The organism is Pseudogulbenkiania sp. NH8B (assembly GCF_000283535.1).
Lineage (GTDB): Bacteria > Pseudomonadota > Gammaproteobacteria > Burkholderiales > Chromobacteriaceae > Pseudogulbenkiania > Pseudogulbenkiania ferrooxidans.
Map to the genome: position 1 here is coordinate 1715019 of NC_016002.1, position 14346 is coordinate 1729364.

Below are 14346 nucleotides of genomic sequence, written 5' to 3' on the forward strand. Positions count from 1 at the left end.
AACCACTGGAGAGCTCCCGTGACAGACATCAACCAGATTCAGCCCGACCGCATGGTTTCGGTGCGCGAGGTGTTCGGCATCGATTCCGACCTGAAGGTACCCGCTTTCAGCGAGCGCGACGACCACGTGCCCGAGGTCGACGAGGCCTATCGTTTCAACCCGGACGTGACGCTGGCGATCCTTGCCGGCTTTACCCGCGACCGCCGCGTGATGGTGCAGGGGCTGCACGGCACCGGCAAGTCCACGCATATCGAGCAGGTCGCCGCGCGCCTCAATTGGCCGTGCGTGCGCGTCAACCTGGACGGCCACATCAGCCGCCTCGACCTGGTCGGGCGCGACACCATCGTGCTGCGCGACGGCCTGCAGGTGACCGAATTCCAGGAAGGCATCGTGCCCTGGGCGCTGCAGCGCCCGGTGGCGCTGATCTTCGACGAGTACGACGCCGGCCGTCCCGACGTGATGTTCGTGATTCAGCGCATTCTCGAACGCGACGGCAAGTTCACCCTGCTCGACCAGAGCCGGGTGATCCGCCCGCACCCGTATTTCCGCCTGTTCGCCACCTCCAACACGGTGGGTCTCGGCAACCTGTCCGGTCTTTACCACGGCACCCAGGTGCTGAACCACGCCCAGATCGACCGCTGGAACATCGTCGCCACGCTCAACTACCTGTCGCGCGAGGAGGAGATGGCGATCGTGCTGGCGCGCGTCCCCGCCAAGGACCACGAGCAGGGGCGCCAGTTGGTGGCGTCGATGGTGGCGGTGGCGGAATTGACACGCAAGGGCTTTGCCGCGGGCGACCTGTCGACGCTGATGTCGCCGCGCACCATCATCAGCTGGGCGGAAAACTGCGAGATCTTCCGCAACCCGGCGCTGGCCTTCCGCCTGTCCTTCCTCAACAAGTGCGACGAGGCGGAGCGCCCCATCGTCGCCGAGTACTACCAGCGCTGCTTCGGCGTCGAACTGGACGAATCCTGGCTGCTCACGGCGGGGGCGCAGTGATGGCCAGCCCGCAGCAGAACGCCCAGCGGCAGCAGCAGGTCGAGGAGCTGTGCGCGGCCGCGCTCCGCGCGCTGACCGGCGACGCGGCGCTGCACTACCGCGGCGGCCGGCTGCATCGCGCGACGCGGGCGCTGCCGGTGCACGCGCCCCACTTGCGCATCGACCCCGGTGCCGACGACTTCGTGGCCTGCCGGGCGGCGGCCGACGGCATGGCGCTGCGCCTGCGCCATTCCGATGCCGCGCTGCACCGCAGCCTGTGCCCGGAGGAGCCGGTCGATCGCCTGGTCTTCGAGCTGCTGGAACAGCTGCGCGTCGAGACCCTGGCGCCCGCCGACATGCCGGGCATGGTGCGCAACCTGCGCCAGCGCTTCGAGGACTGGTCGCGCGCGTTCTACCGCTCCGGGCTCACCGAGGGCGAGGTCGGCATCCTGCTCTACACCGTGGCGCAGATGTGCTGGTCGCGCCTCAACGCGCTGCCGGTGCTGCACGAAACCGAGGATTACATCGAGAGCACCCGCTGGTCCCTGGTGTCGGCGCTGGGCAGCGCGCTGGCCGGCATCCGCCGCCAGCGCCACGACCAGGCCGCGTTCGCCCCGCACGCGCTGGAGATCGCCCGCATCGTCGGCGACAAGGTGCGCGCCAAGCGCGTCCAGCCGGGGGAAGACGAGGCCGGCGCGGCGGACGAGGGCGACGCCCGTGCCGCTTTCGCGCTGCTGCTCGACTTCGACCAGGACGAGGGGGGTGACGGCATCGCCGCCGCCGTCAGTGGCGCCAGCAAGGTGTTTGTCGAGGCGGATCAGGCCTACCGCGTCTACACCACCCGCTACGATGTCGAGCTGGCGGCCGGCGCGCAGGTGCGCAAGGCGCTGCTGGAAGAGTACCGCGAGCGCCTCGACCGGCGCATCGCCGCCCAGGGTGTCAATGTTCCGCGTCTGGCGCGCCTGCTCGGCGCCGTGCTCGCCGAGCCGCGCCGCGACGGCTGGCGCTTCGGCGAGGAGGAAGGGCAGGTGGATGGCCGTCGCCTGTCCCAGCTGATCACCTCGCCGGCCGAGCGCCGCCTGTTCCGCCGCGAGCAGTTCAAGCCGGCGGCAGACTGCCAGGTGAGCGTGCTGGTGGATTGCTCGGGCTCGATGAAGACGCACGTCGAATCGGTGGCGACTCTGGTGGACATCCTGCTGCGTGCGCTCGAGATGGCCGGGGTCGGCACCGAGCTGCTCGGTTTCACCACCGCCGCCTGGAATGGCGGCCGTCCTTACCGCGAGTGGATGAGCCGGGGGCGGCCACGCCATCCCGGCCGGCTCAACGAGGTCTGCCACCTGGTGTTCAAGGACGCCGAGCGCAGCTGGCGGCGCGCGCGCCGTGACATCGCGGCCTTGCTCAAGGCCGACCTGTTCCGCGAGGGGATAGATGGCGAGGCGGTCGACTGGGCCTGCAACCGCCTGCTGGCGCGCAGCGCGCAGCGGCGCATCCTGATTGTGATTTCCGACGGCAGCCCCGCCGACAGCGCCACCGGGCTCGCCAACGATGCCTTCTATCTCGACAACCATCTCAAGGACGTCGTCGCCCGGCGCGAACAGCAGGGGCAGGTGGAGATCCTCGGACTGGGGGTCGGGCTCGACCTCAGCCCGTTCTACCGCCGCTGCCTCGCCACCGACATGACGCAGGCGCTCGACAACACGCTGTTCTTCGAGATCGTGCAGCTGATCGGCGGACGGCACCGGCGCTGAGCGCGCCGCCGTTCCTTCCCGGTGCGCGCGGCGCTTCTTGGCGATGGCCGTAGCGCACCCGATACAACCCTAACAGTGTCAACAGGAGCCTGCAGCATGGCGAAGAAACGAGTGGTGGTGGAGTTCGGCATGGGGACCTCGATCCGCAGCCGCAACTACACCGAGGCCGCGGCGCGCGCGATCCGCGATGCGCTGTGGCGTAATTCGCTGAACGTGGCCGAGTTTTTCGGCTTTCCCAAAACGGCGATGCTCATCGATGTCGAGATCGGCATCCAGCGACCGGAGGAGGTCGACTGCGAGGCGCTGGTCGGGCTGTTCCCCTACGGCACGCCGTCGATCAGCGTGGTGAAGGGAGGGCTGGACGTGCCCAAGCATGGCAGCGATGGCCTGAGCGTAATCGCTCACGCCGCCATCATTGTGTCCTTTGATATGGAGCCGACACATGGCTGAGAAACGCATCATCCTGGAAATGGGGTCCGGCAACGACCTGTACGGCGGCGACTACACCAAGGCCGCCTGTCGCGCGGTGCAGGATGCGCTGCATCATTCGTCGATCATCCTGTTCCGCTCGCTGGGCTACGACCACCGTACCATGCGGGTGCAGGTCACCATCGGCGTGCAGGAGCCGGACCAGGTCGACACCGCCGTCGTGGCCGCCACCTTGCCGCGCGGACGGGCCGAGGTGACGGCGGTGTTCGGCGGCCTCAACGTGCATGACCCGGAGCAGGGCACCACCCACGTCATCGCCACCGCCTCAGTGGAGGCGTTCCTGCCCGCCGACAGCGACTGGCGTCTGAGCGAGCCGGCCTGAGCGCTTGCCCGGTCGCCGTCGGCGGCCGGGCGCGTTCCCCCCTTGGAACCTGTTTACGATCTGCTGCGCGTCGGCGCTACCGCGTTAAAACCGTCTTCGGAATGCTCATTTACCGCTTGTAAACTCCGCTTCCTCAGCTGTTTTCTCCTTGTCTCGCTCTAGCTTGCGAGAACGTAAACAGGCTCTTATTCCTGTCAGGCGGGCGGGGCCGGGTCGCCAGCCTGATGTCGGCCTGCACCCGGCCCCCGGCCTGTTCGCGGCAACACCCGCCGCCCGCTGCCCGCTGCCGGCGGCGGGAAATCAGACCTTGAAGCGCTCCAGCAACGCGTCCTGCTGTCCCACCTGTTCGACCATCACCTGGCAGTGATCGAGCTGCGTCGCCGCGCCCTGCGCCACGGCGTGGCTGATGTCGCGGATGCCGTCGGTGCGCCGGCTCAGTTCGCGCGTGGCCACGCTTTGTTCCTTGGCGGCTTTGGCGATGTGCAGGTTCATGTCGTTGATGCGCGTGATCGCGTCGCGGATGCGGCCCAGGATGTCGTTGGCGCTGGCGGCGTCGTCGACGGTCTGCTTGGCGGTGTGGCTGCATTGCAGCATGCTGCTCTCGGCGCGTTTCACGCCGTTTTGCAGCTGCTCGATGATGTCGCGGATCTCGGCGGTCGAACTCTGGGTGAGCGAGGCGAGGGTGCGTACCTCGTCGGCCACCACGGCGAAGCCGCGCCCGGCCTCGCCCGCCCGCGCCGCCTCGATGGCGGCGTTGAGCGCCAGCAGGTTGGTCTGGTCGGCGATGCCGGCGATCTTGCTCAGGATCGACTCGATGTGGCGGCTGAGCAGCACCAGCTCGTTGATGGAGAGCCCGGTCTCGCCCAGCTTGTCGGCCAGCAGCTGGATCGTGCTGGTGGTGCGCGACACCACCGCCACGCCGTGCTCGGTTTCAACGTTGGCGGTTTCGACGGCGCGCGCCGCCACCTCGGCGTGTTCCGCCACGGCCTCGGCGGCGCCGTTCATGTCGTTCATGGTATGGGCCAGTTGATCGAGTTCCTGCAGTTGCCGGTACAGCCGCTCGGAGGCGGATTGCGCCTGGCTGGAGGTGGCCGTGCTGGTCTGGCGTACCTGCGCGGCGCTGTTCATGACGTTGCCGATCAGGGTTTGCAGGTGCTGCACGAAGCCGTTGAATTCACCCGAGAGCAGCGCGACTTCGTCCTTGCCCGTGGCCGGCAGGCGGCGCGTCAGGTCGCCTTCGCCACGGTTGATGTCCTGCAAGGCGTGGTGCAGCCGCTGCAAGGGCGACAGCAGCCGTCCCATCAGGACACCCAGCACCAGCAGGCTGAGCACCACGCCAATGATCGCGCCCACCAGCGCGCGCTGGCTGGCGGCGTCGGCCTCGCGCATCAGCGCGGCTTCGTCGAGCACCACCCCCAGGTACCAGTGCATGCCGTGCAGACCGCTGAGCGGCACGAAGGAAACCAGTTGCCGCCGCGCGCCGTTGACCGCGGTCAGCGCCGGCGTCAGTGCCGGGCGTTGTCCGTCGAACAGCCGGCTGTAGGGTTGGCCGTCCAGCTTGGCGTCGGGGTGCGAGATGATCTTGCCGTTCCCCGCCAGCAGGAAGGCGTAGCCGGCGCCGTTGAAGTCGAGCGCGTTGACCGCGGCGGCGATGTTCTGCAGGCTCAGGTCGCCGCCGAATGCGCCCATGAAGCGGCCGTGATCGCTGAGTTTCGCCACGGCGGAGATCAGGATTTCGCCGGTGGCGGCGTCGGCGTAGGGTTCGGTGAGCACCGCGCGCGGCGCCTGGCGCGCCACGGCGTACCACGGCCGCTGGCGCGCGTCCCAGCCGGGCGGGTTCCATTTCGGGTCGTTGGTGAGGCGCTTGCCGTCGCTGTCCAGGCCGCCGAAGAGCAGCAGGAACTGTTCTTTCAGCAAAGGTTGGCCGAAGACCTGCTGAATCCGCTCGGGGCGGAAGTCGGCGTCGATGCTCTGCGCCATCAGGTCGATCAGCTGCAGCTTGGCGTTGAGACCGTTTTCGATCTGGCGCGCCAGCGCGTTGCCGGACTGCGCGATGCTGGATTCGGCCTGCGAGCGCAGGCTGCTGCGCAGCTGGTTCACCTGCACCAGCGACAGCAGGCTGACGGTGAGAAACAGCACGGCGGCGCCGGCGAGGCCGGCCTTGTGTGAGATCTTCATGTCGAGAGCTTCTTGTTGGTTTGGTTGGGGAATGAGGTCAGGGCCGGCGGGGTGGACGGTTCAGGCGCCTCCTCGGCCGAGCAGCGCCGGCAGGGCGCTCAACATCAGGCTCACGCCGATCAGCAGCAGGATGCAGAAGGCGATGCGGCGCATCGTCGCCGGGGCGACCGGCGGTGGGTGGCGGCGTCCGAACAGGGTGACGAAGGTGGCCAGCAGCATCGACAAGCCGGTCAGCAGCCAGACCGACGCCGACAGCTCGCCCTGGCTCGCCACGAACAGGGTGCGCGTGCCCGAGGTGAAGGCGAACACCAGGAGCAGCATGCTGCGCACCGCCGCCAACTCCATCGGTTGGCGGTAGAAGTGAAAGATCACCGGCGGCCCGGCCATGCCGAACAAGCCGCCGAACAGCCCGGAAAACAGCCCGCTGACGAAGAAGCTGCGGTCGGGCGAGCGCTCGGCCAGCTGCGCCGGACGCAGCGCGAACACGATGCCGCTGTAGGTGATGGCGCCGCCCAGCAGGAATTCCAGCAGCAGCGAGGCCGTGCTGCTCAGGTAGTTGAGCAGCACCACACCGGCGATGATCGACGGCAGCACCCCCAGCAGCACGGCACGCGCCGCACGCCAGTCGATCAGGTGCCATTTGCCGCGCAGCGCCACCGCGCTGTTGACCAGCGTCACCATGCTGACCACGGCCGCCGCGACCGGCACCGGGGCCAAGGCGAAGCCGCTGGTGGCGCCCATCACGATCATGCCCAGCCCGAAGCCGGTGACGGTCTGGAAATAGGTGCCGACGGCGATGGTGGCGAGCAGGGCGAGGAGGGTATCGAGGCTCATGGGCGTGTCCTGGCGGCGGGGGGGCGTTTAGCCCGCGGTGGCCGTCTCGCGGGCGGCGTGCGCCTGCACCACCGTTACCGCGATGACGTGGAACACGTCGTCGGCGCTGCAGCCGCGCGACAGGTCGTTGGCCGGCTTGGCCAGCCCCTGCAGCAACGGCCCGATGGCCACCGCGCCACCCACTCTTTCGGCCAACTTGTAGCCGATGTTGCCCGCCTCCAGGTTGGGGAAGATCAGCACGTTGGCCTTGCCCTTGACCTGCGAGTCCGGCAGCTTGCGGTTGGCGATCTCCGCCACAATCGCGGCGTCGAGCTGCACGTCGCCGTCGATGGCAAGTTCGGGGCGCTGCGCCTTGACCTGGGCGGCGGCCTGCGCCACCTTGTCCACCGCCGCGTGCTTGGCGCTGCCGTTGGTGGAGAACGACAGCATGGCCACGCGCGGCTCCTCCATCAGCAGCTGGCGCGCGCTGTCGGCCGCGGCCAGGGCGATGTCGGCCAGTTCGCTGGCGTTCGGATCCACCACCAGGCCGCAATCGGAAAAAATCAGCCCGCCCTTGAGCGAGTGGAACGGCTCGCACAGCATCATCAGGAAGAAGCTGGAAACCAGCTTGAAGGATGGCTGCACGCCGATAACCTGGATCGCCGTGCGCACCACGTCGGCGGTAGTGCGTACCGCGCCGGAGACCGTGCCGTCGGCGCGCCCGGTTTTCACCAGCAGGTTGGCGCAGACCAGCGGGTCGCGCGCGGCGCTGGCAGCCTGTTCTTGCGTCATGCCCTTGTGCCGGCGCAGTTCGAACAGCGCCTCGGCCAGCTCCGCCTGCAACGGGGCGTCGGCGGGGTCGTGAAAATCGATACCGCTCAGGTCGAGGCCGCGTTGCCGCGCCAGCGCCTCGATGGCGGTGCGGTCGCCGACCAGCACGATGCGCGCGATGCCCTCGCGCGTGGCCCGTACCGCGGCGTCGAGCACGCGTGGGTCCTCTCCCTCGGAAAGGGCGATGCGGGCGGGGGCGTGGCGGGCCTGCTCGATGATGCGGGTGAGTGCTCTCATGGTAGGGACTCCTGATAAAACCATTTCCGACAAGGAAAAAAAGGGCCGGAACCCGGTGCGAGGGATGCCCGGGCCCCGGCTAACACTCAACATGGATTGAGTAGGAGGATGAAAGGGTCGAAGTCATTGCCTCGGGATGCACCCCTGCTGATCAGGTCGGGGTGCGTCCCGTCTTACTTGCTCACACGTAATCCTTGTACTTGTCGAGGAAGCGAACCGGCTTGGAGAGGGCATCGCGGCGGAAGGGATCGCCCAGCTCGCGGGTGCACATGATCTCGATGATGCAGGTCTTGCCGTGGTTCATCTGCAGGTCGATGGCCTTCTTCAGCGCCGGGCCGACGTCCTCGAGACGGTCCACAGTGATGCCTTCGGCGCCCATGGCGCGGGCGATCTCGGCGAAGCTCTGGTTGTCGAGCTCGCCGGCGACGAAGCGGCGGTTGTAGAAATCGACCTGGTTCTTCTTCTCGGCCCCCCACTGACGGTTGTGGAACACCACGGCGGTGACCGGGATGTTGTGGCGCACGCAGGTCATGGTCTCCATCAGGCTCATGCCCCAGGCACCGTCACCGGCGTAGGACACCGCCGGGCGATGCGGCGCCGCCACCTTGGCGCCGATGATGGTCGGGAAGGCGTAGCCGCAATTGCCGAAACTCATCGCCGCGAAGAAACTGCGCGGCTTCTCGAAGCGCAGGTAACTGTTGGCCACCGAATTGATGTTGCCGATATCGGTCGACACCATCACATCCTCCGGCATCGCCTTCTCCAGCTCGCGCAACACCTGGCGCGGATGCAGATAGTGGCCGCCGTTGAAGGTCTGCTCCTGGGCGTTCTGCTCGATCATGTCGAGGCTGAAGGCATCGCGCTCGTGCGTCCACTCGTCCAGCTCCTTCTCCCAGGCCGCCTTCTCGGTCGCGATCTTGTCGCCCCGCTCGGCGCGGGTCGCATCGCAGGCCAGGGTACGGTTGGCCAGACGCTGCGTCAGCGCCACCGCCGCCGCCTTGGCATCGCCGCAAATGCCCACCGAAATCTTCTTCACCAGGCCCAGCATCTTGTTGTCGGCGTCGATCTGGATGATCTTCGCGTTCTTCGGCCAGTAATCCATGCCATGCTGCGGCAGCGTGCCGAACGGCCCCAGGCGCGAACCCAGCGCCACCACCACGTCCGCCTGCGCCATCAGCTTCATTGCCGCCTTCGACCCCTGGTAACCCAGCGGACCGCACCACAGCGGATGGCTGGCCGGGAACGAATCGTTGTGCAGGTAGCTGTTCACCACCGGCGCCCCCAGGCGCTCCGCCAAGGCCTTACACTCCTCGATGGCATCGCCCATCACCACGCCGCCGCCGGAAATGATCACCGGGAACTTGGCCTGCGCCAGCAACTCCGCCGCCTCGTTCAGGCTCTGTTCGCCACCGGCGCCGCGATCCAGACGCGCCGGCTGCGGAATCTCGGCGGTGATCTCGCCGTAGAAATAATCGCGCGGGATATTGAGCTGGGTCGGGCCCATCTCGCTCATGGCGCGGTCGAAGCAGCGGCCGGTGTACTCCGCCATCCGGGCCGGGTGCGTGACATGTCCCTGGTACTTGGTGAATTCCTGGAACATCGGCAACTGGTTACACTCCTGAAATCCGCCCAGGCCCATGGTCATGGTGCCGGTCTCCGGCGTCACGATCACCACCGGGCTGTGCGCCCAATAGGCGGCGGCGATGGCGGTCACGCAATTGCTGATGCCCGGGCCATTCTGGCCGATCACCACGCCGTGGCGGCCGGACACGCGGGAAAAGCCATCCGCCATGTGGGCGGCGCCCTGCTCGTGGACCACCGGGATCAAACGGATGCCGGCGGGGGCGAAAATATCCATGGCATCCATGAAGGCCGACCCCATGATGCCGAACATATCGGTCACGCCATTGGCCACCATGGTTTCGACGAAGGCTTCGGAAGGGGTCATCTTGGTGGGGCCGACGGGCACCGTACGGTTGGCTTGCTCGCTCATGCTGACTAGTCTCCTGTGAGTATTATCTCAAAATCGGTACGAAAGATTCCGATATGTGAGACACGACTCAACTCTAGGAGGGCTTATGCGGCAAGTCAACAAGAAATTACGTAAAACGATACTTGTTGTATCAAAAACAGAAACTGAACTATGATGGAAACGCCATGAACGACACCGCACAGACCCCGAAGAGCGAACCGGGCCGGCTCGACGGCGACACGCCGACGCTGCGGCTGTTCGCGCTGTTGGAAGTGATCGCCGAAAAGGACCAGTTCTTCAGCCTGCAAGGCCTGGTGGAAGAAACCGGGCTGCCCAAGCCGACGCTGCACCGCATGCTGCAGCAACTGGAAAGCGCCGGGATGCTGCAACGCGACGGCGACGGACGGCACTACAGCACCGGCGTGCGGCTGCGGCGCATGGCCGAGAACCTGCTGCTCAACAACACCGTGCACGGCGCGCGCCACGCGGTGCTGCGCCAACTGGTGGAAGAAGTGGGCGAAAGCTGCAACATCACCGCGCTGTCGGGCAGCGAAGTGCTGTACCTGGACCGGGTGGAAACGCCGGCGCCGCTGCGCTTTTACCTGCACCCCGGCTCGCGGGTGCCGGCGCACTGCTCGGCGAGCGGCAAGCTGTTCCTGGCGCAGATGAGCCCGAGCCAGCGCCGTCGGCTGTTGGAGCACGTGCCGCTGGAGCGCTACACCGCGAAGACGCTGACCGACCTGGCGGCGCTGGAGCGGGAGATCGAGCGGGTGAAGCGAGACGGCTACGCCTGCGACGACGAGGAATTCCTGCCGGGGCTGTTCTGCCTGGCGGTGCTGGTGCCGACGCCGGGAGGCAAGTCCAACACCGGGATAGCGATACAGGCGCCGGTGCTGCGGGTGACGCCGGACAAGGCGCTGCAGTTGCTGCCGGCGTTGCAGCGGGCGGCGGCGGCCCTGGCCAAGATCGAGGCCGAGGCTCAGGCCGGGGTCGGACGCGCGGAGGGGCCGGCACTGTCGGACGCGGATTGATATAAGGAGCGGGTCATGAAAATTATTGTCCTGGGGGCCGGTGTCGTCGGGGTCACGTCCGCCTGGTATCTGTCCCGGCAGGGCCATGACGTCTCCGTGATCGAGCGCCAGCCCGAGCCGGCACTGGAGACCAGTTTTGCCAACGGCGGCCAGATCTCGGTCTCGCACGCCGAGCCGTGGGCCAATCCCCATGCCCCGCTAAAGGCCCTGCGCTGGCTGGGAAAAGAAGATGCGCCGCTGTTGTTCCGTTTGCGCGCCGACCCGGCCTTGCTGGGCTGGACGCTGCGCTTCCTGCGCGAGTGCCGTGCCGACCGCTACAAGCAGAATATGCGGCACGTCGTCGCGCTGGCGCTCTACAGCCGGCAGTGCCTGAAACAGCTGGGCAGCGAGCTGGCCGGGCTTCAGTACGACCGGCTGGAGCGGGGCATCCTGCACGTCTACACCGACCACGCCGAATACGCCAAAGGGATCCAGGCCGCCCGGCTGCTCGGCGAGTTCGGCTGCGAACGCCGTCCAGTCTCCGCCGAACAATGCCTCGAGCTCGAGCCGGCGCTGGCGCCCCTCGGCGAGCGGCTGGTCGGGGGCGATTTCGCCGCCGACGACGAGTCGGGCGACGCCCGCCAGTTTACCCGGCAGCTCGCGGAGCACTGCCGGCGCGCCGGGGTCCAGTTTGCCTTCGGCCAACCTTTGGCCCGCCTCGAAACCGAGCAGGGGAGGATCGCGGCGGCGGTGACCGCCGACGGGCAGCGCCACGTTGCCGACGCCTACGTCGTGGCGCTGGGGAGCTACGGCCCGGCGCTGCTGCGCCCGCTGGGTATTTCCCTGCAGGTTTACCCGGTCAAGGGCTACTCGGCCACCTTTGCCCTGTCGGAATCGAGCGTCGCCCCCACGGTCAGCCTGATCGACGACGAATACAAAATCGTCTTCTCCCGGCTGGGAAACCGCCTGCGTGTGGCCGGTACCGCCGAGATCGCCGGTTTCAATCACGACCCGAACCCCATCCGCTGCGACCTGCTGGTGCGTCGCACCCGGGAGCTGTTTCCGGAACTCAACGATCAGGGCGAGCCCGAGTTCTGGAGCGGCCTGCGCCCCGTCACGCCGTCCGCGGTCCCCTTCATCGGCCGCTTGCGCTATCCCAACCTCTGGGTCAACACCGGTCACGGCACCCTGGGCTGGACCATGGCGTGCGGCTCGGCCGCCGCGCTCAGCAGCCTCATGGGCGGGCGGCAGCCGCCAGTCGATTTTCCGTTTCTGGGGTGAGCGGGTGGTTCGGTGCCGGGCAAGGCGGTTTTCGGGCTAAAACCCGTAGCGGGCGAGAATACGGTCGACTTCGCCTTCCTGCTGTAATGCCTGCAAGGTGGCATCGAGGCGCTTGATGAAGTCGGCCTTGAACGGCGGGGAGGCGCGGCGGCTGAAGCCCACGTAGGCTTCTTCCCCCGACAGTTCCGCCACCTCATGCAGCGTGAGTGCATCCAGCTCCGGAAAGTGGGGGGTCTCGTTCTTCATGCGCCTCAGCGTGTAACGGATCGACAGGCTGTCGTTGGCGTAGCAGCCGATGCGGTTCAGGGCGAGCTTGCGCAGGTTCACCGCGTTGCCGTTCGCCTCGTCGATCCGCACGGAGTGGTTCTGGCGGGCGGCCACCAGCACCCCGGAGAGGGCGAAGCCGGCGTTGACGCCGATGGTGACGTCGCCGAAGTCGCGCGGGAAGCGCTGGCGAGGCTTGCTCATGGTCCTGTCGTTGCACACCACCACCACGCGCTCGCGGTAGAGCGGGATCGAGTAGGCGTCGATAAACGTCCGCTCCGCGCGACGGTAGGGCGGAAACAGCGCGAAAGCCTCACCGCTCTCCAGCATCGACAGCCCCCGCCGCCACGGCGTCGGCACCAGTTCCAGCTGGTAGCGCTCCGCCATCCTGCTGGCGGCCGCCTGCAGCAGCTCGACATAGACGCCTTTGAACTGGCCATCCTCCAGGTAGGCATACGGAGGGTAGGAGTCGTCCCCGTACAGCACCACCTTCTCGCCGGCATCGCAGGACAGCGTCACCAGCAGGGCCGCCAAGGCGGGGCAGGCGCAAGACTTCACGAAGGTCCTCCCTGAACCGATTCGCTGACGTGTTGAGTATAGGTGCGGCGCTCCGTTACGGCCGGACAAGAGCAAGCCGGCAAGCTGGCGGAAATCCGTCCCGGCGGAGGTGGTCAGTCACGGGGTATGCCAGTAGAAATGGCCGTCAATGGGGCGTTTCTTCGGGCGGATGCGCGCAGGGCAGGCCCGCCTGCCATTTCATGGGCATCGAAAACCGGATTGATGGCGGGAGTCCGTCGTAGATAACGGGACGGTGGCTTCAGCGGTCATCCATTTGTCCACCTTACAGCCGGGCCTTCGGAATCTTGAATACCCTCTCGACGGGGTACCCGGGGCGGTCGTAATGGATCACCGCCATTTTGTGATGCTCGCATTCGGTGGGGTCGTGCAGGTAGATGAACGCTTTTAACCCCCCATGTTTACCGCGCTGGACGGCCCAGGCGCGAATGAAATCATCACTGTCAAATACGGTCGGCAGGTTGTTTGCAGGCATGGCGGTGTACCCACGGTCTTGTTGATTGTTTTTTAACTATAGGTAACAGCGATTGATACCGAATCGGCCGGGCTTGATGTAACTCAAATTCGCGACAATTAGGCGGATTGCCGCTCGGCGGCCGCCGCCCGGACAAGGGCGGTGTCGGCCGGCTAGCGTGATGTGGCAGGCGTATTGGCACAGGGCCATAGCGATGGGATGAACCGGGATGACCTGGACGGGCTGTGGCGCTGTTAAACGTTGAGCGATAAGCCGCACCCGGCCTGTTCCAGCATCACCAGATTGATTCTCTGGGTTTGTGAATCATCCGCTTCGGTAGGCAGGATCAGCCGTCCTTCCGGTGAGCCTTTCAAGGGTTTGGCGGTCACGGCGAAGGGATGGAAGCCCACGTACCAGCCCAAACTATTTTTGGCATTGACCCAGCCGCATAGCGAATCTCCATACTGCTCATGGTCAATGGACCATTGCAAATCCCTGAACTGGGCGGAGTCGGGGTCTTTTAGCGAGTCTCGTACAACCTGCAAGTAGGCGGCCTGCTTTTGCTCTCTCTTTTTATCCTGTTCAGCCTTCTGCCGGGCCAGTTCGGCAACTTTCCGTTCTTGGAGTTGTGAGGACGCATCGGGTGGAGAGTCGCCACAGGCGACAAGCGAGATCAAGGTCAGGATAACGAGAAATGACGGTGGGGTCTTCACGTCGAATTCCTTATTACATGCGGTGGGCAAGAGCGGCACCGCCTGGACTTGTTCAGGCCGGTCATGACCGCCTGAGCTCTGCTGTATAACCTCACGATAGCTAAAAAAATCCTGCTCTCAAGCAGGCAAATGGCAGAACCTGGCCCATCTTCCCCGTCAACTCGGGCAGGAGGCTGCTACACGATGATGTCATGGCCATGGGCCATTTTAGAACGACCTCCGGGTCGCGTCCGAGCGGTCAGGCGCAGTCTCGCTGTCTGGCGGGGTGAGGCTTGCCAATCCGTCGCGGGCGGCCACCATTTATCCATTGAGCAATAACGTCACCCACTACAACACCACGGTCACGGGTATTGCCAGCGCCGCCATCACGGCGGCAGCAAGGAGTGGACCAGGGTCCAGGGTGGTGCCTGCTCAACCGAGTTCGTGATGGTCGTGATGGCGGCGGCCGGAACCTCGTCCACGCTCTGGATGACTGATTTA

The 14346-nt window shown here is 66.3% G+C and carries 13 protein-coding genes; 6 read left to right on the forward strand and 7 right to left on the reverse strand.

Going from position 1 to position 14346, the window contains the following annotated elements; translation table 11 throughout:
* The first annotated feature begins 18 nt into the window (after window positions 1-18).
* The 4 genes from NH8B_RS07920 (at window position 19) to NH8B_RS07935 (ending at window position 3537) form a co-directional block, all read left to right on the forward strand.
* Entirely contained in the window at window positions 19-999 is a 981-nt protein-coding gene (locus tag NH8B_RS07920; RefSeq protein ID WP_014086808.1) for an AAA family ATPase, read from the forward strand.
* Complete coding sequence (locus NH8B_RS07925; protein WP_014086809.1) at window positions 999-2726, forward strand: cobaltochelatase CobT-related protein; 1728 nt, start codon at window positions 999-1001, stop codon at window positions 2724-2726. Before NH8B_RS07920 ends, NH8B_RS07925 begins: the two co-directional genes overlap by 1 nt.
* 96 nt (window positions 2727-2822) lie before the next feature.
* Window positions 2823-3176, forward strand: coding sequence for a Lin0512 family protein (locus NH8B_RS07930; RefSeq protein ID WP_014086810.1), 354 nt, complete (start codon window positions 2823-2825; stop codon window positions 3174-3176).
* On the forward strand, window positions 3169-3537 hold the full coding sequence (locus tag NH8B_RS07935) for a Lin0512 family protein (protein WP_014086811.1): 369 nt from the start codon (window positions 3169-3171) through the stop codon (window positions 3535-3537). The genes NH8B_RS07930 and NH8B_RS07935 overlap by 8 nt, the downstream gene beginning before the upstream one ends.
* Before the next feature lie 300 nt (window positions 3538-3837).
* Here the strand turns inward: NH8B_RS07935 and NH8B_RS07940 are convergent, their stop codons facing one another.
* The 4 genes from NH8B_RS07940 to xsc form a co-directional block, all read right to left on the reverse strand.
* Complete coding sequence (locus tag NH8B_RS07940; RefSeq protein WP_014086812.1) at window positions 3838-5715, reverse strand: methyl-accepting chemotaxis protein; 1878 nt, start codon at window positions 5713-5715, stop codon at window positions 3838-3840.
* Window positions 5716-5775: 60 nt separating this feature from the next.
* A complete protein-coding gene (locus NH8B_RS07945) occupies window positions 5776-6549 on the reverse strand; it encodes a sulfite exporter TauE/SafE family protein (protein WP_014086813.1) in 774 nt (257 codons plus the stop codon).
* A 27-nt stretch (window positions 6550-6576) separates the two neighbouring features.
* On the reverse strand, window positions 6577-7596 hold the full coding sequence (gene pta, locus NH8B_RS07950) for a phosphate acetyltransferase (protein ID WP_014086814.1): 1020 nt from the start codon (window positions 7594-7596) through the stop codon (window positions 6577-6579).
* A 181-nt stretch (window positions 7597-7777) separates the two neighbouring features.
* Window positions 7778-9589, reverse strand: coding sequence for a sulfoacetaldehyde acetyltransferase (gene xsc / locus NH8B_RS07955; RefSeq protein ID WP_014086815.1), 1812 nt, complete (start codon window positions 9587-9589; stop codon window positions 7778-7780).
* 164 nt (window positions 9590-9753) lie between these two features.
* Between xsc and NH8B_RS07960 the strand changes: the two genes are divergently transcribed.
* Both NH8B_RS07960 and NH8B_RS07965 read left to right on the forward strand, forming a co-directional pair.
* The gene (locus tag NH8B_RS07960) at window positions 9754-10599 is read left to right on the forward strand and encodes an IclR family transcriptional regulator (RefSeq protein WP_014086816.1); all 846 of its coding nucleotides are present in this window, start codon (window positions 9754-9756) and stop codon (window positions 10597-10599) included.
* Window positions 10600-10614: 15 nt separating this feature from the next.
* Window positions 10615-11859, forward strand: coding sequence for a D-amino acid dehydrogenase (locus NH8B_RS07965; RefSeq protein WP_014086817.1), 1245 nt, complete (start codon window positions 10615-10617; stop codon window positions 11857-11859).
* A gap of 36 nt (window positions 11860-11895) precedes the next feature.
* Here NH8B_RS07965 and NH8B_RS07970 read toward each other — a convergent pair whose 3' ends face one another.
* The 3 genes from NH8B_RS07970 to NH8B_RS07980 form a co-directional block, all read right to left on the reverse strand.
* Complete coding sequence (locus tag NH8B_RS07970; RefSeq protein ID WP_014086818.1) at window positions 11896-12681, reverse strand: substrate-binding periplasmic protein; 786 nt, start codon at window positions 12679-12681, stop codon at window positions 11896-11898.
* A gap of 283 nt (window positions 12682-12964) precedes the next feature.
* Window positions 12965-13174: a hypothetical protein gene (locus NH8B_RS07975; RefSeq protein ID WP_008953889.1), complete on the reverse strand. Its 210-nt coding sequence runs from the start codon at window positions 13172-13174 to the stop codon at window positions 12965-12967.
* 233 nt (window positions 13175-13407) lie between these two features.
* The gene (locus NH8B_RS07980; protein WP_014086819.1) at window positions 13408-13866 is read right to left on the reverse strand and encodes a hypothetical protein; all 459 of its coding nucleotides are present in this window, start codon (window positions 13864-13866) and stop codon (window positions 13408-13410) included.
* Window positions 13867-14346 lie beyond the last annotated feature (480 nt).